Raw genomic sequence first — 19,062 nt, 5'->3', positions numbered from 1 at the left:
TATAGCCTTCCAAGTTAAGATAATTTTGATGCTATTAACTATATGTGTACGTATCTATGCATTAAATAGTCCCAAAATAGAATGAAATAGTCCCAAAAATAAAAGTGATTTGCTATAGGTGAAGTGATTTTATTCCTAATGCACGAATTGGGATAGTCATTAACACATCACTTAAACAGAAACGTCCCAATCGGAATAGACAGGGACGTTGTATTCAATAATAGTAGTCGATTTACCTGCTTCGTTCTTCCAGAGCGATACGTATCAAATCAACTGTGTTTTTTACACTTGCTTTACGAATAATGCTCGCTCGTTGGTTCGCAACAGTATTTGGACTTATGCCAAACCGGTTAGCTATTTCAGGGCTGCTCATGCCATCGATCAGGCAGGTTAGAATCTGAGCTTCTCGCGATGTGATTTTATTCCAGATAGATGTTCGTTTGGGGTCTTTGACGTCCTTGCGTTGGGTATTGTTCGGTAAAACTAAATGCTGGATAATTACCGATGAGGCATTGGGCGGATAGTACAAATCGCCCGTAAAAACGGTTCGTACAGCCCGTAATATTTCTTCTAACCCAGTGTCTTTCAGGAGATAACCTGCTGCCCCGTGCTGTACCGCCTTGATGATATAATCCGGGTTGTTGTGCATACTGAACATAATTGTCCGAACTCTGGGGTACTGCTGAGTAATGACCTTCAGGGCCTCGATGCCCGACATCCGGGGCATAGTTATGTCTAACAACAAGACATCCGTCTGGAGGCTTGAAAGCAGGTCAATGGCTTCATCTCCGTCGGAGGCTTCGCCTACAATTTGTATATCAGTTTCATCTTCCAGTAGCATCCGAATCCCTTTTCTTACCACAGAATGATCATCGGTTATGAGAATTCGTATCGACATAGCTAGTTAAGATTATCTGATAAATTGACACTGACGCGGATCTTCGTTCCTTTTTTAGGCTTCGACGTTATGACGAAATCGCCATTGAGCAATCGGGTTCGGGTTCGCATATTCTCAAGACCGTTATTGCTCGGGAGGGCTTTTTCGCTAGCTGGTTCAGGTTTCAGAGCAAACCCTTTTCCGTCGTCCTCTATGCTTAACACTAGCTTATGGGCATTCTGTTGCAACATAATCTTTATAGTTTGCGCTTCGGCATACTTTAGGGCATTGTGCAGCGCTTCCTGAGTAATGCGATATAAGCCAATTTCCGTGGCCGGACTTAGTCGCTTGGCGTCATTAGGCCCCGTAAAACTAATTGGAATACCAGATGAGCGAGTTGTTTGTTCTGCCAGAAGCTGCAACGTTGGGCCCAGACCGAAATCACTTAACGTCGATGGCATCAGGTTGTAGGAAACCTGCCGGGTTGTTTGAATTGTGTCGCCAATAAGGTCGCAGAGTTCGGCGAAGCGTGTTCGTTGCTTTTCGTCAGTAAACGAAGTTGCTTTTAATTTTTCGGCATGGAGTTTCAGGCCCGTAAGCATCTGGCCAATGCCATCGTGCAGTTCACGGGCAAAACGACGGCGTTCTTCTTCCTGCCCTTCGAGCAGTGCCGCCGACCGAATCGTATCTTCAGCCAACTGTAGTTGATACTTTTCTTCGGTGGTGCGAAGTAGCTCCTGCTGCGTTTCAACTAGTTTTCGGTTTGAGGCTGCCAAATTTTGATTCGTCGATTCCAGCTCCCGGTTGGTAATTTCCATATGGTTGTTGGCCAACTGTAAGGCTTTCTCTGATCGGGCAAGCCGACGAACCACGTGCCTGGTATGATTAACCACTGGCCTAAAAATAAACAGCCCTTCAATCAATAGTGTTAGTAAGGTTGCGAGGGTGAGCAGCCATTCAATTTGTTCAAGACGTTTTACCTGATCAAAGCTTTCTGTATCGAACTGAAAAACGATGTCGTTCATCTGCTGAATAAACGGAAACTCATCGCGCAGAATAATTTGTAGTGCTGCCTTCTTCTCATCAGACGTACGTTTTGGGTCGTTGATACGGGAAAAGCTCTGGTAAATTGATTCAAATATGGGAGCAACACGCGTAAACATGCTATCGAGTCGGCTACTCTTTCGAACGACATACTCCTTTTCCATGTGCAGCATCCCGTTTCGTAATTGAATATGGCTTTGACTCCAGGAGCGGAGCAACGAATCAAACGAAACGGTATCGGCAGTTGTAAGTCCCTCAATTCGTAACATAGCAAGCTTCGTCAGACGTTGGCTCAACATCCGCTGTCGGCCCGCTACGTTCACGATCCGGCTATCATCATAGTGGGTGCTGATGGTATACTTGATAAACAGCAAGCCGCTCACTGCCAATACGGCAATGACAGCGAGTGCCAGCATATAAAATCGTGTTAATCGACCTGCGACCTGTTGATCAAGTTGAGACATTTACCTAGCTACTTAAACCCCAATATACACCATTCCGTCGACCACTTTGATGGGAAACGTAGCAATTGTATGCCCGTCATCGTTCAGGCAATCGCCCGTTTTGAGCGAGAAGGTCTTTTTGTGGAATGGGCAAGCTACCTTCGGTTCATCGCCCTGACTACCGATCATGCCGCGGGATAAAACCATTTGCTGGCGATGGGGGCACTCATTATCAGTTGCATACCACTCGCCCCGACGGGAAAAGTTAAAAATGGCAATCTGCCGACCTCCAAGCAATACACAGGCGCCCCCATCTTCGGGAACATGATCGGTTTGGCAAGCTGGATGCCAGGTCAATTCGTCTTTATATAGTGTATGTGTTTCCATTGAATGAAAAAGATTTTTGTGTGTGGTGTCGGGTAGAAGTACCCGACACCGAGCGGTTTCTTAAAACCGCGTGTATAATCATCGCGGTTTTAAGAAACCGCCCATGTCAGTTTTAAGAAACTGACATCACGTTACTAAACCCACTCTTTTGCCCGCTTCTGATCACGCAACGACTCAAATTGAATGGTTGGGTCTTTTTGCTCGGGCACATTTACGAAGTGAGCAAACCGTGCGCGGAGGTGTGGGTTGTCGACCACTTCTTTCCATTCGCATTTGAATGTATCGACTAGTAGTTGCATCTCTCGTTCCAGATCGTTGGCTATGCCCAGTACATCATCGACGACGACAGCGCGCAAATAGGTCATGCCACCTTCCAGTTTGTTGAGCCAGGTAGCGGTGCGAGTGAGCGGGTCGGCCGTTTTGATGTAGAACATCAGGAATCGGTCAATGTAGCGAATGCAGGTTTCCTTGTCTACATCAGAAGCGAGTAGCTGGGCGTGCTGGGGTTTGGAACCACCATTGCCACCAACGTATAGATTCCAGCCCTTTTCAGTCGCAATAAGCCCGAAGTCTTTACTCTGGGCCTCGGCGCATTCGCGGATACAACCCGAAACCCCCGATTTAATTTTGTGTGGAGACCGAACGCCTTTGTAACGTTCCTCGACCTCAATAGCAAACGAAACCGAGTCCTGTACACCATAGCGGCACCAGGTGCTACCTACGCAGCTTTTTACGGTGCGCAGCGATTTTCCGTAGGCATGACCACTCTCGAAACCAGCGGCAATGAGTTCTTCCCAGATGATGGGTAAATCGCCGACATATGCGCCGAACAGATCAATCCGTTGCCCGCCTGTGATTTTTGTGTAGAGGCCATACTTTTTGGCGACCTGCCCAATTACGATCAATTTATCAGGCGTAATTTCTCCACCCGGAATGCGCGGCACTACCGAATACGTTCCCCCTTTCTGAATGTTGGCCAAAAAGCGGTCGTTGGAATCCTGAATGGTAGCCCGACCTTTTTCCAGAATGTTCTCGTTCCAGAGGCTTGCCAGAATTGAGGCAACTGCGGGCTTGCAGACTTCACAACCGTCACCTTTGCCAATGTGATCCAATACGGCATTGAAGGTTTTCAGGCTATTGATTTTTACGAGATCCAGCAGTTCCTGTCGTGTGAAATCGAAGTGCTCGCATAGGATGTTTCGGACATAAACACCCTTTTGCTTCAACACGCCCTGGATAATATCTTTCACCATCGGCGTACAGCCTCCGCAACCCGTACAGGCTTTGGTCGCTTTCTTGAGTGCATCGACCGTATCATGGCCATTCTCGCCAATCTCATGGCAAAGCATGGCTTTGGTTACCGCTTCGCAAGAGCAAATCAACGCATCGTCGGGTAGGCCCATGACGCCAGTGCCCGCTTCTTCGCCACCTCGCGACCCGAGAATCAGGTCTTCGGGATCAGGAGGGAGAATGGTCTTGTTCTTGCAGGTTTGCAGAAGCATATTATACTGTTCGGCATCACCGACCAGAATCCCGCCCAACAGCTCTTTCCCGTCGGCCGATATATTGATCCGTTTATAAACACCCTTCGCCTTATTTTCATAGACCACCGTTTTGCAGTTGAGTTCTGAAGCGAACGGATCACCGAACGAACCTACGTCGGTGCCGATAAGCTTGAGCTTCGTCGACATGTCATAGGGCTTGAATTCCTTTTCTTCGCCCAGTAAGCGCGAGGCTACTACTTCGGCCATTTCATAACCCGGAGCCACCAGACCGTATATCATGTGATGCACAACCGCACATTCGCCAATGGCAAAAATGGCGGGGTCGGAGGTTTGCAGAAAATTATCGACAAGAATGCCCCCACGCGGGTGCGTATCCAGTCCCGACGACTTTGCCAGCTCATCGCGCGGACGAATCCCTGCCGAAATTACCAGCATATCGACATCCAGACGTGAACCATCGGAAAACTGCATGCCTGTAATGGCCTCATCGCCCGTAATTTCCTGTGTACTTTTCGACAGATGAATGTTCAGCCCCAGCGATTCAAGCTGTCGTTGCAGAATACCTGAACCCGCATCGTCAATTTGCCGGGGCATCAATCGAGGAGCAAACTCAACGACGTGGGCTTCTTCCATACCCAGATCGAGTAGTGCTTTGGCAGCTTCTAAGCCAAGCAAACCACCACCTAACACGGCTCCTCTGCGCGCCTTACGTGCGTAAGACTGAATGAGGTCGAGGTCTTCGATCGTGCGGTAAACAAAGACACCGTCTTTCTCTACACCCGCTACAGGTGGAACAAAGGCTCCCGAACCCGTAGCTAATATCAGGTAGTCATAAGGTACTACAACGCCATGATGCGAACGGACTTCTTTTCGCTCCCGATCAATGTCTATAACCGGGTCGGTGAGGTAGAGCGTAATGCCATTTTCGGCATACCAGCTTTGAGGGGCAAGCGTCAGGTCGTCGGCCGTTTTGCCATCGAAATAGGCGCTTAAGTGAACTCGATCGTACGCAACACGAGGCTCTTCCCCAAAAACCGTTAGTGTAAATCGGTGCTCATTTTTTTCTTTGGCTACTAGCTTTTCGCAGAACTTGTAGCCTACCATACCGTTGCCAATGACGACGATATGCTTGTTTTTGTTTGTGTTCATAGTTGACTATGACTATAACATTGTGAAAACCCCGTTTTATTATTGTACTTATCTAATAAAATAGCCTTATTCCTCCCAAAAAAGGCTAGTCAAAAATAAAAGGTGTTTTTGGTAAATCCTAATGTATTATTCCGTTTTAGATTGATTATTAAACATATTTTTTTGAAAAATACTTGTTTTTAAGAATTTCATCTCTACTTTTGAACCATAAATCGTCAATAAGGGCAACTAGTTAATAATAGTATAATACCACTATTGATCACTAAACGGAAAGCCAAATGATGCCAAAGCTAACACTCGTGGGGGCGGGTCCCGGCGACGGCGAATTGATCACCTTAAAAGGGATCAGGGCGCTTCAGCAAGCCGACGTTATTTTATACGACGATCTTGCTAACTATACATTACTGGAGTTTGCGCCCGAACGGGCTTTGAAAATCTACGTGGGAAAACGGGCAGGAAAAGCCTCGTTTAGCCAGGAAGAGATCAATGAGTTGATTGTCCGATTTGCGCAGGAGTACGGCCATGTTGTACGCCTTAAAGGGGGCGACCCCTTTGTATTTGGGCGTGGCTACGAAGAGCTTGCGTATACCCGACAATATGGTATTCAGACCGAAGTAATTTCAGGGGTATCGAGTAGTATAGCGGCTCCGGCTTCGCAGGGTATTCCGGTAACGAGTCGGGGAGTTAGTGAGAGTTTTTGGGTTATTACAGGTACCACGCGTAACGGCGAGCTTTCGGAAGATCTTCATCTGGCCGCTCAGTCGAAAGCAACCGTTGTGGTGCTGATGGGTATGCGTAAACTAAATGAGATCTGTGCAATTTTTTGTGAGGCCGGACGCGGCCATTTGCCAATGGCAATTGTACAGAACGGTACGCGTGCCGATGAGCAGTGTGTAATAGGCCAGGTTTGGAGTATACCGCAGTTGGCAGCAGAGCAAGGCGTGGGGGCGCCCGCTGTGCTAGTCATCGGCGAAGTTGTTTCGTTGCATCCGGCTTATCTGGCCGAATGTATGCGAAGTAGTTTTGGGGTTGTAGAGTTTTAAAGTTGTAAGGTTACAGAGTTATAAAGTTTGGATGCGCCAGCAACTTTAAAACTCTGTAACTCTACAACTCTATAACTAAAAAAAGCCGATCCGGTGTGGGGGCACCTTTGGATCGGCTAAACGGGATTTGTCTATGCGAAAAACACAAACGCTTCAAAGGAAATGAAAAAAGCTACGTAAAGCAAATTAGCGTCTTCACGCTCCCGGCTGGGCAATTGCCCGCCGATCTTCACCGTCTCGCCTTCTGAGGCATTGCTTTCGGTCTGTTCTACAGATACTTACTCCGTTGGGGTAGGCTACCACATTAGTGCCGTTCTCGTTCACTTTCTTCATTTTCTACGTATGCATTGTATCCTCAAACGGGCGTCAATAGCAGGTGTTATTCTGCTGACTGCCCAGTCAACACTATTCGCGCAATTTTCTCTGATCGGGCAGTTGCGTACGCGAACCGAGTTGCGAAATGGTGTTGGTAATCTGGCTCCGAAAGATGCGCCAGCTGCCTTCTTTACCTCGCAACGAACCCGACTTACATTCGGCTACAAATGGGAGCGCGTCCAGATTCAAACATCTATTCAGGATATTCGGGTGTGGGGCCAGGATGCCGCTACAATCAATAACGCCGATGGAAACCGGCTGATGGTGCATGAAGCCTGGGCAGACATTACCCTCGCCAACAGCGCTGACACAACAATCAAATTCAGGCCGATTCAGAATCTATCGTTGAAAATCGGTCGCCAGGAAATGGTTTACGATGATTCCCGACTGATTGGCAATCTGGACTGGCTTCAGCAGGGACGCCGATTCGATGCAGCCATCCTGAAAGGGCAGCATAAAGGCTGGGCGCTCGATTTAGGCGTTGGCTTTAATCAGAATACTGATGCTTTTGGCGTAGTGGGCGATTATTACACGGCTGGTAACGCGCCAACGTCGGCCCTGTCTACCCAAAATATAACCCTCGCTATTCCGGCTGGTTTTCTGCCAACGTCGGGCAAAGGGGGAGCACCTGTATTGTTGACCCCCCTAAGCACGAACGGCCAGAATCAGCAGTTCAAATCGTTTCAGATGCTCTATCTGACGCGCAAGTTTAACACCACAAAATTCTCGGCACTATTCTTTAAAGATGATTTCCAAAAGTACCGAATCGACAGTTTGGGTAGCGCTTCGCAGGGTTACGTATATGGGCGACGTTATGACGTTGCCGGTGTGAATTCCCGTGTAACCTACGGCACTATGTTAGTTGGTCAGTTGGGGAAAGGGAAAGTACAGTGGCAGGCTTTTGCGTATGGACAAAGCGGAAAAGATCGCGATGGACTGACGATCAAAAACGCCTATCACTACGGTGCTAACTTCATGATTCAGAAAGGCTCGCTGAGTTTCGGGCCTGGTTATGAAGTGCTTTCCGGCAACAATGCCACGACAATTCAATCAGGCGAAACCAGCCGCTTTGATCCATTGTACGGCACTCCTCACAAATTCCGGGGCTCGATGGATTATTTCTACGCCGGAACTGGCTCGCCCGCAGGAGGTGTGCAGGATGCATTCCTGAAATTCAAATACACTGGCAAGCGCCTGACAACGGGGCTGGATATACATTATTTAGCTTTAGCCGCTGCGACCTACAACAAAATGGCCGACGTACCCGCAGGCACGCTGTTATCAGCCAAACTAGGTATGGAGTACGACTTCATTGCCAACTACGCCCTGAACAAGTTCACCAACGTAGAATTTGGCTACTCCATCATGAATGGAACGAATAGCCTCGAATACGCCAAACAGGGTACGATGGATCAGAAAAGCAAGACGGGTACCTGGGCGTACCTGATGATCAACATTCGGCCCGATTTCCTTGCTGCCAAGCCAGCCCAAAAATAGACCTCCCAAAACGATCAGTTATAGTTTTCTAAACACAAAAGACCATGAATCTGACTGCTAATCAACCGCTTACTAAGCTAAATATCTTCAGTTTTAAGGGTGTCCAGATGCGAACGTTCCATATCACGTGGCTTACTTTCTTTGTCTGTTTCTTCGGCTGGTTCGGGCTAGCTCCACTGATGCCTGCCATCCGCGCCGATTTGGGGCTGACGAAACCACAAGTTGGCAATACCATTATTGCGGCTGTGTCAGCTACTATTCTGGCCCGATTGGTTATCGGACAGTTGTGCGATACCTGGGGACCTCGTAAAACGTATACGGCGTTACTGGTGCTTGGGTCGTTGCCCGTTATGTTCGTTGGTCTGGCGCACGATTACACAACTTTTCTGCTGTTCCGCCTGGCGATTGGTGTGATTGGGGCATCGTTCGTGATCACGCAGTTTCATACATCGATGATGTTTGCGCCCAAAATCAAAGGCACGGCCAATGCTGTAGCAGGTGGTTGGGGCAACCTTGGCGGTGGTATCACGCAGTTGGCTATGCCAGTCATTATGGCAACCATTGTTGGGTTCGGCTATACAAAGGGCGAAGCGTGGCGGCTGGCCATGATTGTGCCGGGCGTGTTTATGCTCGTGATGGCGTTCATCTATTATCGCTTTACGAAAGATACTCCCGCTGGCAACTACAGTGATATTGGGCATTCTGTTGCCAAAGCAGAAAAAGTAAGTTTCTGGGCAGCCTGCGCTGATATCCGTGTATGGGCGCTTGCACTGGCGTATGCGTGCTGCTTCGGTATGGAAATCACCTTTGATGGTGTAGCGGCCCTTTATTTCTTCGACAATTTCAAATTAGAAGAAACGCAGGCAGGCTTCTGGGCTATGTTATTTGGGGGAATGAACATTTTTGCCCGTGCACTTGGCGGTATCGTAGCCGATAAAGTTGGGAATAAATACGGCATGCGTGGCAAGGGAGTTCTGTTGGCAGGTATGTTGGTATTAGAAGGGGCTGGCATTATGCTGTTTGCGCAGGCCGGAAGCCTACCAATGGCTATTCTGTCGATGATTGCCTTTGCTCTTTTCCTGAAAATGTCGAATGGAAGCACCTATGCCATTGTGCCTTTTGTGAATCCTAAAGCCGTCGGTGTTATTTCGGGCGTAGTGGGGGCAGGTGGAAACCTCGGTGGTATGCTTATGGCCTTCTTGTTTAAATCACAATCCATCAGCTATGGGCAGGCCTTTCTGTACATCGGCTGTGTCGTAGCCGCTGCCGGATTACTCTTATTCCTGGTAAACTTCAGTAAAGAAACAGTGATAGAACCCGCAGATGTTGAATTGCAAACAGCGTAATAATTAATGAAGAGTTAAGAGTGAAAAGTGAAGAATAAAAACGGATAACCGACAGACGATATTCTTCATTTTTCACTCTTAACTCTTCACTCAAAAAAGTCATGACTCATCAAACGACCTGTTGCTATTGTGGTGTTGGCTGTGGAATCGTAGTCAAGCAGGAATCGAACGGACGATTGACCGTTGAGGGTGATAAACAGCACCCGTCAAATAAGGGGATGCTGTGCTCGAAGGGCATGAATCTGCATTACACGGTCATGGACCAGTCGGATCGGCTACTGTATCCACAGATGCGATTCAACCGAAACATGCCGATGCAACGGGTGAGTTGGGATGCTGCTCTGGAACGAACAGCGGCTGTTTTTAAAACATTTATCCAGAAATACGGTCCCGATTCGGTGGCGTTTTATGTGTCGGGGCAATGCCTGACCGAAGAGTATTATCTGGTCAATAAGCTCATCAAAGGGTTTATCGGCTCTAATAACATCGATACAAACTCCCGACTCTGCATGAGTTCGGCGGTTGTGGGCTACAAACTGTCGTTGGGCGAAGATTCGGTGCCGGTTTGTTACGACGACATCGAAGAGGCCGATCTCTTTCTGGTTGAAGGCGCCAATCCGGCCTGGTGCCATCCCATTCTCTGGCGTCGGATTGAAGCGCACAAAGCGGCCAATCCAAATGTCAAAATCATTTGCGTCGACCCTCGAAAAACGGACACGGCCCGCTCATCGGATCTCCACTTGCCCCTTCGTCCCGGCACCGATATTGTCCTGAATAACGCAGTTGGGCGATTGCTGATTGAGAAGAATTACATCGATAACGAGTTCATTACCAATCATGCCGATGGCTTTCTAGCCTACCGTGATCAGGTGATGCTCCGTACGGTTGAAGAGGCTGCCGAAATTTGTGGCGTTTCTGCCGAGAGTATCGAAACCGCAACCGACTGGATAGGTCGCTCAAAGGGATTTCTATCGCTTTGGACAATGGGCCTGAATCAATCGGTGGTGGGCGTGAACAAGAACCTGTCGCTGATTAACCTGCATCTGATTACAGGCCGGATTGGTAAACCAGGTAACGGGCCATTTTCTTTAACCGGTCAGCCTAACGCAATGGGTGGTCGCGAAACGGGCGGCCTGGCCAACATATTACCCGCTCACCGCGAGGTAACGAATGCCGTCCACCGCGCCGAAGTCGAAGCGTTCTGGAATAGCCCCGTCAAGATTGCTGCTAAGCCAGGTCTGACCGCCACAGAGATGTTCGATGCCTTGGCCGATGATCGGTTGAAAGCCATCTGGATTATCAACACCAATCCACTGGTGAGTATGCCAGATGTTAATGCGGCCGAAAAAGCGTTAAAAAACGCCCGTTTCGTCGTGGTTCAGGACGTATCGAATCGGGCAGATACCGTGCAGTTTGCTGACGTAGTATTACCTGCGGCTGCCTGGCTCGAAAAAGAAGGCACCATGACCAACGCCGAGCGCCGAATTGCGTATTTACCAAAAGTACTCGATGCCCCCGGTGAAGCCCTGCCCGATGCCGAAATCATCTGGCGTTTCGCCCAGAAAATGGGCTTTGGTGATGAGTTCAATTACGCCAATGCATCAGAAGTATATCAGGAATACACTCAAATTACAGCAGGCACGAACGTCGATGTGACAGGCGTGAGCTATGCGCTATTGAAGGAAAAACGGACTGTTCAGTGGCCTTATGCAGCACAAAGTACAGAGCATGGGGCCGTGAGTATTTCCCCTCTCCCCTTAGTTCAAGGGGAGGGGCCGGGGCGGTCCGACGTATCGGAGGGGTCAATTGGCACAAAACGCCTTTTCACAGACAACCAGTTTTATACGCTTAATAAACGAGCCCAGATTCATGCAGTACCCGACGGAAATACGTCGGAGCCGACAGATAATGACTTTCCGCTTGTCTTAACCACTGGTCGTATCCGCGATCAGTGGCACACCATGACCAAAACGGGTCGGGTGGCGAAACTGAATCAGCATATTCCGCAGCCGTTCCTGCAAATTCATCCTGAGGATGCAAAAAAACGCGGAATTCAGGATGGGCAGCTAGTTGAGGTTCGGGGGCGTCGTGGTGATGTTCGGGTGAAAGCACAGCTTACCGACGATGTTCGGCGCGGCTTATGTTTTTTGCCGATGCATTGGGGTAAGATGCTCAGTAGTAACCTTAACAGAGCTAACAACCTGACCAGTTCGCTCGTTGATCCGCGCTCGAAAGAACCCGATTTTAAGTTTTCGGCGGTTGAGGTCGTGCCTTATCGGAAACCCGTTGAGAAGATAATTATCATTGGCGCGGGTTCAGCGGGATTGGGTTTTATCAATCAGTACCGAAGCTTGAATACTGACGATGAAATTCATGTTTTCTCCAAAGAGATTTACCCATTTTATAACCGCGTCTTGCTTCCTGATTACATCAGTGGCGAGCAGACTTGGGAGCAACTCGTCAAACTGCGTGAAGACCAGTTTGCCGAAACAAACATCACAGTTCATAAAGGCGTAGGAATCTCCCACATTGACCGGAAAGCTAAAATTGTCGTTGATACAAACGGCATAGAGCATTCGTATGACAAGCTTTTGCTAGGCACAGGTAGTCGCGCGTTTATGCCGAAAGGCGTACCGAAGTTGCCTGGTATTTTTAACATGCGTTCGCGGCTCGATGCGGACTCACTCATGCCTTTTCTGAACAGAGAGTCGCCCCAGGCCGTGGTGGTTGGCGGTGGTTTACTGGGTTTGGAACTGGCCGCTTCCCTACGTCAACTAGGTGTTCGAGTTTCGCTAATTCATCGGTCGGGCCGTTTTATGGAGCGCCAACTTGACCCACTGGCCAGCGAGTTATTGTATCTGGAGCTGCTGGATCGGGACATAGACGTTTATTTCAACGAAGAAATTCAGACGTTTGCTGGCACCGATCGGCTAGAAGGCGTTCAACTGAAATCGGGCCGGAAGCTAGACTGTCAGGTTGTTGTTATGGCCATCGGAACCGAGCCAAACATTGAAATCGCCCGTGCTGCCGGACTTGCCTGTAATCGGGGCGTGGTGGTAAACGATTATCTACAAACGTCTGATCCTGATATTTTTGCGGCTGGTGAAGTGGCTCAGTGGAACGGTCAGATGTGGGGTGTTACGTTAGCCGCCGAACAACAGGCCGAAACAGTCGCTCGTTTTCTGGCGGGCGATATTTCGCAACCCTATCGAGGTAGTCTATCCATGAATATTCTGAAAATGGAAGGCTTACACCTGTGCAGTATCGGTATTAGCGAGGTGCCTGCCGGACAAGGGGTCAACTTTGAGGAAATCGTCTTTATCGACAAGTCGAAACGGTATTATAAAAAGTGCATCGTTCACAATGATAAACTGGTTGGAGCTATTCTGGTGGGCGATAAAAACGAATTTGCCGAATTCCGCGACCTGATTGCCAACGGCATTGAGTTGTCGGATAAGCGGCTTCAACTCCTGCGAGCCAGCAAAAAAGTTGATCCAGTAGAAGGCAAACTCGTGTGTTCCTGCAATACCGTCGGTCAGGGAAATCTGGAGCGAGCCATTCAGGCTGGTTGCACCGATTTTCAGCAGCTCTGCCAGAAAACAGGTGCCGGAACGGGGTGTGGTTCGTGTAGGCCGGAGGTGCGGAGTATTTTAGAAATAATGAGTGAAAGAATGAAAGAGCGAAAGAGCGTTATAATCGGATTAGCTCCCGTCGCATTATTCACTCTTTCGCTCTTTCATTCTTTCGCTATTTAAAACCCATGCGCGACTATTATACCCTGAAAGTCAATCTGCCCGCTGGGATTGTTTCGCCCGGTACGTTGCAAACGCTGCTGAAACTGGCGTATGAAGCCAAGGTGCGGACTGTACGCTTTGGGGCGCGTCAGCAGCTGCTCATGACAGTGCATTATGAAGACATGCGGTTTCTGGAAAAAGACCTGAAGCAGCACGAGATTGCCTATGAACTAAATTCGGAGCAGTACCCGAATATTATCAGTTCCTATTGTGGTGAGGACGTTTTTCGGACGGGGGCGTGGTTGCGCGAAAGTGAATACCATACCGTGCTCGATCAGTTTGATTATCAGCCACGACTAAAAGTCAACCTCTCCGATTCGAATCAGAGCTTTACACCGTTTTTTACCGGAAACCTTAATTTCATTGCCTCGTCCGATCCTCATTTCTGGTATCTATATGTCCGACCGAAACAAACGAATACGCTTTTTCGATGGCCAGAACTAATCTATACCAATGATATTGGCCGACTGGCTAAGGCGGTTGAGGAAGCCATGCTAGGAGTGGGGCTTCAGGATGAAGAATCACTTTATCGGGCCATTACGGGATCGCAGTCGTTTATTACACAACCTGCCGTTGAAGAGGTCGAATTGCCGGAGTTTTCCTTACCGTATTACGAAGGCTTTAACCGGTATGGACAGCGTTCGTGGTTAGGTTTATATCGGCGCGACGAACAGTTTTCGATTGCTTTTCTACTGGATATTTGTGCGCTCTGTCTGAAAACCCGTATCGGTGAGTTATGCGTTACGCCCTGGAAGTCGCTCATTATTAAAGGGATTTCTGAGAAAGATCGTGCGGCCTGGTCGTATGTGCTGGGTAAGCATAATATCAATGTGCGCCACGCTGCCAACGAGCTTGCCTGGCAAACGGAAGATCATACGGATGAAGGAACCGAGCTAAAAAACTACGTTCTGCGGTACTTTGCTAAAAACGATACCCGAACGTTTGGCTTATGTTTTGGTATTCAAACCCGACCAAAATCAGAAGTTTTTGGTTCGGTTCTGGTACGCAAGCGTCCGTTGCTTCGGCTAGGACAATTGGCCTTATTCAGTGTTTACGACATCTATTTTACCGAAAACTTTAACCCCAATAGTCGGACGTATCGACTGTTTGAAAAGGGACTATTTAAGCTTCATTTGCCGAATCAACTCAATCGCCTGTGCCGGAAATTCAATGCCCGACGGCAGGAAGAAGATAGTGAAACGGTACGGATTGATACCGAGAAAACCGAGTCTGCGCCCAATAAAGCCACAAGCATCTATCAATGCCCACATTGTTTTACGGTCTACGATGAACAATATGGTGATACACGAAGTAATATTCCGGCAGGTACAAGATTCGATCAGTTGCCTGCCGATTATCAATGTTCAACCTGCGACGCTCCCAAAGCTGAGTTGCGTGAATTACCTGTAGAGTTGGTAAGCTAAAAAATAGATTGTTTAAACACAGAGGCACGGAGAACACAGATGATTTACGTGTTAGAGAGTACGTTGATTCAGATTGTTTTGGAGTGCGACCCCGTTGGGGTCGAATGTCTATAGTTGGATTAGTCTCTATAAACATTCGACCCCAACGGGGTCGCACCAGATCAAGTAAGGATTAAATCGGGCAATCGTGATCATTTAAATCCGGGATTTCTCTGCGTTCTCCGTGTCTCTGTGGTAAAAATACTTTTCTATGAAACCAGTTGCTATAGCTCCTATTTTCTTCGCTTTTGAGAGCGACTTTGTTGAATCACTTCGGTGCATCCCGATGGTTGTTCGCTACAAATTGGATACATGCGGCATCAAATTAAAGCTTCCAGAATGGGTAAAGCTTACCATTGATGACAAAGCTCGATTGGCAACGCAACCCTGTTATACACCCGCCGAAATTGCTCAATATCGACTCGATCTGATCAATCTTATCCAGACCCGATGCCATCATCAGGTAAGTGATCTGGGCACAGTTGATGCGAGTTGGGAATGTTTAGGCGAAGTACCTAATGAGGTTTTACAGAAAGCATTGGAATGGGAGTGTAGTCCCGTAACGATTCAGCAATGGCTGCAACTTGATGTTTTACAGCGATTTGCACTGGTTAAGCTAAGTCGCTCCGGCCACGAAGGCGCAAATTTCCCGAGAGCTATTCGGGAGTTTTTAAAGAGTGAAAGAATGAATGAGTGAAAGAGCGTAAAAAACTTGCGTCAGCTTTGCGCTCATTCACTCATTCATTCTTTCACTCTTTAAGTATTACCAAAAAATTACTAGTATTAACGTGTGAATCGGCATACGAATAACCTCAAACAGCAGATCGAGCGCGTCTTGCGGTGGGAACAATCGTCCCATTGGCGTTCCCGCGACTTTGTGCAGCTAAGTGAGCTTATTCGTAAACACACTCATCGGCTTGTCGATGCTCAGGAATTACAACTCTTCTGGCAATCATCGGTTGTGCTCTCTGCTTCTTTTTTGGATACGCTTGCTCAGTTCGTTGATTATGACGATTGGGATAACTTTTGTACACGAAATTTCTACGGCACCGTAGAAGTTGACGAGGAAACAGAGATGCTTCACGCGCCCATGTGGGAAATTCCAACCCGTTGGGTTATCGCTATCTGCTGGTTTTCAGTCCTTGCCTCCCTAGCCGTTACGATTCTCCTGATCTGGAAGCATTAAACGATTCGCCTTCTCCAATCGTTATTGTTGTGTACATTCGTTCCCCAAATCATAACCTAATTCAAACGACCAAATGGTACGTTTTCCATTCTCACTGAGTTTGTTCATGAGCGCTACGCTGGTAGTGGCGCAACCCGTTCCTAAATCTAAGACAACCGTTGCCAAGCCTGCTTCGAAGCCGACCTCACAAGCGGCAACTCCTAACCTTAATGCCCTTATTCCACTCGATCCGGCGGTTAAAGTAGGTAAACTACCTAACGGGCTGACGTATTATATCCGCAAAAATGTTGAGCCGAAAAATCGCGCTGAATTGCGGTTGGTTATTCGGGCTGGGTCGGTATTGGAGACTGATAATCAACAGGGGTTGGCGCACTTCATGGAACACATGGAGTTTAACGGTACCAAGAATTTTCCAAAGAATGAACTGGTCAATTTTCTGCAATCGGCGGGGGTTCGTTTCGGGGCCGATTTGAATGCGTACACTGGTTTCGACGAAACAGTTTATCAATTGCCTGTGCCAACAGATTCGGCCAATGTGTTTTCGAAGGCATTTCAGATTCTGGAAGACTGGGCGCATAACGCCACCATCGATCCTGTTGAAGTCGATAAAGAGCGGGGCGTAATCCTGGAAGAACGTCGGCTTGGACGAGGTGCTGGTCAGCGGATGCGCGACAAGTATTTTCCACTTTTGCTGAATAATTCACAGTACTCAAAACGACTGCCCATCGGGACCGAACAGGTGCTGACCACATTCAAACCCGAAGTACTGCGTCAATATTACAAAGATTGGTATCGGCCTGATTTGATGGCGGTTATTGCCGTGGGTGATTTCGATATAAAGCAGGTAGAAGGTATTATCCGCGAAAAATTCGGACGGATTGCAGCCGTAAAAAACCGCAACGGCGGCCCGGCCAAACCACGCACCGAATACGAGATTCCGGCGCACAAAGACACGAAGGTGGTTATTGTGACTGATCCTGAACAACCCAACACGGTGGTGCAGGTGATTTACAAACGCCCTGAAATCAAAGAAAAAACCCTGAACGACCTTCGCGAGAGCATTAAACGTGGTCTGTTTAATACCATGTTGGGCAACCGAATTCAGGAGCTAACCCAACGCGCCGATCCACCGTTTTTGGGCGGTTATAGCAATTACAGTGATTTCCTTGGTAATCTGGATGCCTTTACATCCATTGCTGTGGCTAAGGAGGGTAATGTAGAAAAAGCCATTCGGGCCGTTTTGGATGAAAATGCTCGGGTGAAACAATTCGGTTTTACGCCTACCGAATTAGCGCGTGCTAAGCAGGAATTTATGACCAACGTAGAGCAGGCGTATAGCGAACGGAACAAAACCCGGTCGGTCAATTTCGTGAACGAATACGTTCAGAATTTTACGGATAAAGAGCCGTATACCAGTATCGAATTCTATTATGATTTCCTGAAAAAAGAGCAGGACGGTATCAAACTGCCCGAAGTGAATGCGCTGGTCGATCAATTTATCCACAACGACAACCGGGCGGTTATTGTGATGGCTCCCGAAAAAGACAAAGCCAAACTCCCAACGGAAGCACAAATTCTGAGTTACATTGATGATGCCGGGAAGGGCCTAACAGCCTACGAAGACAAAACGATCGATAGTCCGCTATTGGCTACGCAACCAACGGGTTCGCCTGTCGTGAATGAAAAGAAAGTAGCTGACATCGGCGTAACAGAATGGACACTCAAAAATGGTGTTCGGGTAATCTTGAAACCCACGGATTTCAAGAATGACCAGATTCTATTTTCGGCCAGCAGTTTTGGCGGTACGTCACTCTATGATCTGAAGGATTTCCAGTCGGCGCGATTTTCGTCTACCCTTACGGCTATGGGCGGTACGGGGGCTTATAATCAGATTCAGTTGGGGAAATTTCTGTCGGGCAAGCAGGTGAGTGTATTTCCGTATGTGGGTGAATTGAGCGAAGGCATCAATGGTAGTGCTGCGCCGAAGGATCTGGAAACGGCTTTACAGTTGCTGTATAGCTACTTTACCCAGCCACGCAAAGACCCTGATGTCGTAAAAGGTTTTCTATCGAATCAACGAAGTGCCTTACAAAACCGAATTAATACGCCAACGCCACAAGGCGTGTTTCAGGATACGGTAACGGTTACGCTCGGCAATCACAACCCCCGTCGATTACCACTCAAGCCAGAGGATTTAGATAAAATTGATCTTGATCGTGCGTTGCAAATTTATCAGGAGCGCTTTGCAAATGCGGGTGATTTCACGTTCTATTTCGTCGGTAATTTCAAGGAAGATCAGCTAAAGCCGTTGGTCGAAAAATATCTGGGTGGTTTACCCGCAACCGATAAGCCTGAGAAATTCAAGGATCTGGGCATTCGCGCACCAAAAGGCGAAATCAACAAAACCGTTTACAAAGGACTTGATCCAAAAGCATCCGTACAGCTGGTGTACACAGGCGACATCACCTGGTCGCCAGAAACCGCTACTCAGTTAGACGCGCTGGCCGAAGTACTTGAAATCAAGTTGATTGAAAAGCTGCGGGAAGAGGAAAGTGGTGTTTACGGTGTTGGTGCCAACGCAGCTTACGCCAAATATCCGGTGCCCCGTTATACCTTCCGCATCAACTTCGGTTGTGCCCCCGAAAACGTTGATAAGCTCATTGCTAAAACGCAGGAGCTAATCAATGACCTTAAACAGAAAGGCGCGCTCCCAGCCGACATCGCTAAGTTCAAGGCCGAAACTCGCCGGGAAACCGAAGTGCAGTTGAAAGACAACCAATTCTGGCTCGGCTATCTCCAGAATCAGTACTACAATGGCGACGCTCCCGACGAAGTCCTGCACGAAAGCGAACAACTCAACAAAGTAACGGTTGAAAGCACTAAGGCGGCTGCCAATCAATATTTTGGCTCGAACTACATTCGGCTGGTGCTGATGCCGGAGAAGAAGTAGTCT

General features: G+C 48.1%; 12 protein-coding genes. 8 read left to right on the top strand and 4 right to left on the bottom strand.

The genetic code is table 11. The annotated features are described in order from the left end of the window. Positions 1–232: 232 nt before the first annotated feature. From GO755_RS07215 to nirB, 4 genes are all read right to left on the bottom strand, one after another. Positions 233–898, bottom strand: coding sequence for a response regulator transcription factor (locus tag GO755_RS07215; protein WP_157584038.1), 666 nt, complete (start codon positions 896–898; stop codon positions 233–235). A 2-nt stretch (positions 899–900) separates the two neighbouring features. Further along, complete coding sequence (locus tag GO755_RS07210; RefSeq protein ID WP_157584037.1) at positions 901–2,385, bottom strand: ATP-binding protein; 1,485 nt, start codon at positions 2,383–2,385, stop codon at positions 901–903. Between the two features lie 12 nt (positions 2,386–2,397). Then, positions 2,398–2,751: a nitrite reductase small subunit NirD gene (gene nirD, locus GO755_RS07205; protein WP_157584036.1), complete on the bottom strand. Its 354-nt coding sequence runs from the start codon at positions 2,749–2,751 to the stop codon at positions 2,398–2,400. Positions 2,752–2,885: 134 nt separating this feature from the next. Next, entirely contained in the window at positions 2,886–5,405 is a 2,520-nt protein-coding gene (gene nirB / locus GO755_RS07200; protein ID WP_157584035.1) for a nitrite reductase large subunit NirB, read from the bottom strand. 278 nt (positions 5,406–5,683) lie between these two features. On the opposite strand from nirB, the gene cobA reads away from it, so the two are divergent. The 8 genes from cobA to GO755_RS07160 all read left to right on the top strand — a co-directional run bounded on the left by cobA (position 5,684) and on the right by GO755_RS07160 (position 19,059). Then, complete coding sequence (cobA, locus tag GO755_RS07195; protein ID WP_157584034.1) at positions 5,684–6,448, top strand: uroporphyrinogen-III C-methyltransferase; 765 nt, start codon at positions 5,684–5,686, stop codon at positions 6,446–6,448. Between the two features lie 342 nt (positions 6,449–6,790). Next, positions 6,791–8,320, top strand: a complete 1,530-nt coding sequence (locus GO755_RS07190; RefSeq protein WP_157584033.1) for an alginate export family protein — start codon at positions 6,791–6,793, stop codon at positions 8,318–8,320. 44 nt (positions 8,321–8,364) lie between these two features. Next, the gene (locus GO755_RS07185) at positions 8,365–9,666 is read left to right on the top strand and encodes a NarK family nitrate/nitrite MFS transporter (RefSeq protein ID WP_157584032.1); all 1,302 of its coding nucleotides are present in this window, start codon (positions 8,365–8,367) and stop codon (positions 9,664–9,666) included. 101 nt (positions 9,667–9,767) lie between these two features. Then, positions 9,768–13,421: a nitrate reductase gene (locus GO755_RS07180; RefSeq protein ID WP_157584031.1), complete on the top strand. Its 3,654-nt coding sequence runs from the start codon at positions 9,768–9,770 to the stop codon at positions 13,419–13,421. A 5-nt stretch (positions 13,422–13,426) separates the two neighbouring features. Further along, positions 13,427–14,884: a rubredoxin domain-containing protein gene (locus tag GO755_RS07175; protein WP_157584030.1), complete on the top strand. Its 1,458-nt coding sequence runs from the start codon at positions 13,427–13,429 to the stop codon at positions 14,882–14,884. 250 nt (positions 14,885–15,134) lie between these two features. Next, a complete protein-coding gene (locus tag GO755_RS07170; protein ID WP_157584029.1) occupies positions 15,135–15,620 on the top strand; it encodes a nitrate reductase associated protein in 486 nt (161 codons plus the stop codon). A 93-nt stretch (positions 15,621–15,713) separates the two neighbouring features. Further along, the gene (locus GO755_RS07165; protein WP_317165812.1) at positions 15,714–16,109 is read left to right on the top strand and encodes a hypothetical protein; all 396 of its coding nucleotides are present in this window, start codon (positions 15,714–15,716) and stop codon (positions 16,107–16,109) included. Positions 16,110–16,182: 73 nt separating this feature from the next. Then, the gene (locus GO755_RS07160) at positions 16,183–19,059 is read left to right on the top strand and encodes a M16 family metallopeptidase (RefSeq protein WP_157584028.1); all 2,877 of its coding nucleotides are present in this window, start codon (positions 16,183–16,185) and stop codon (positions 19,057–19,059) included. The last annotated feature ends 3 nt before the right edge of the window (positions 19,060–19,062 follow it).

The sequence above is a fragment of the Spirosoma arboris genome, assembly GCF_009754945.1.
Lineage (GTDB): Bacteria > Bacteroidota > Bacteroidia > Cytophagales > Spirosomataceae > Spirosoma > Spirosoma arboris.
This window is presented reverse-complemented; position numbering and strand designations above follow the sequence as displayed.

Coding starts and splice junctions, on each gene's coding strand:
- GO755_RS07215 (WP_157584038.1), bottom strand. CDS start 898: ATGTCGATACGAATTCTCATAACCGATGATCATTCTGTGGTAAGAAAA.
- GO755_RS07210 (WP_157584037.1), bottom strand. CDS start 2,385: ATGTCTCAACTTGATCAACAGGTCGCAGGTCGATTAACACGATTTTAT.
- nirD (WP_157584036.1), bottom strand. CDS start 2,751: ATGGAAACACATACACTATATAAAGACGAATTGACCTGGCATCCAGCT.
- nirB (WP_157584035.1), bottom strand. CDS start 5,405: ATGAACACAAACAAAAACAAGCATATCGTCGTCATTGGCAACGGTATG.
- cobA (WP_157584034.1), top strand. CDS start 5,684: ATGATGCCAAAGCTAACACTCGTGGGGGCGGGTCCCGGCGACGGCGAA.
- GO755_RS07190 (WP_157584033.1), top strand. CDS start 6,791: ATGCATTGTATCCTCAAACGGGCGTCAATAGCAGGTGTTATTCTGCTG.
- GO755_RS07185 (WP_157584032.1), top strand. CDS start 8,365: ATGAATCTGACTGCTAATCAACCGCTTACTAAGCTAAATATCTTCAGT.
- GO755_RS07180 (WP_157584031.1), top strand. CDS start 9,768: ATGACTCATCAAACGACCTGTTGCTATTGTGGTGTTGGCTGTGGAATC.
- GO755_RS07175 (WP_157584030.1), top strand. CDS start 13,427: ATGCGCGACTATTATACCCTGAAAGTCAATCTGCCCGCTGGGATTGTT.
- GO755_RS07170 (WP_157584029.1), top strand. CDS start 15,135: ATGAAACCAGTTGCTATAGCTCCTATTTTCTTCGCTTTTGAGAGCGAC.
- GO755_RS07160 (WP_157584028.1), top strand. CDS start 16,183: ATGGTACGTTTTCCATTCTCACTGAGTTTGTTCATGAGCGCTACGCTG.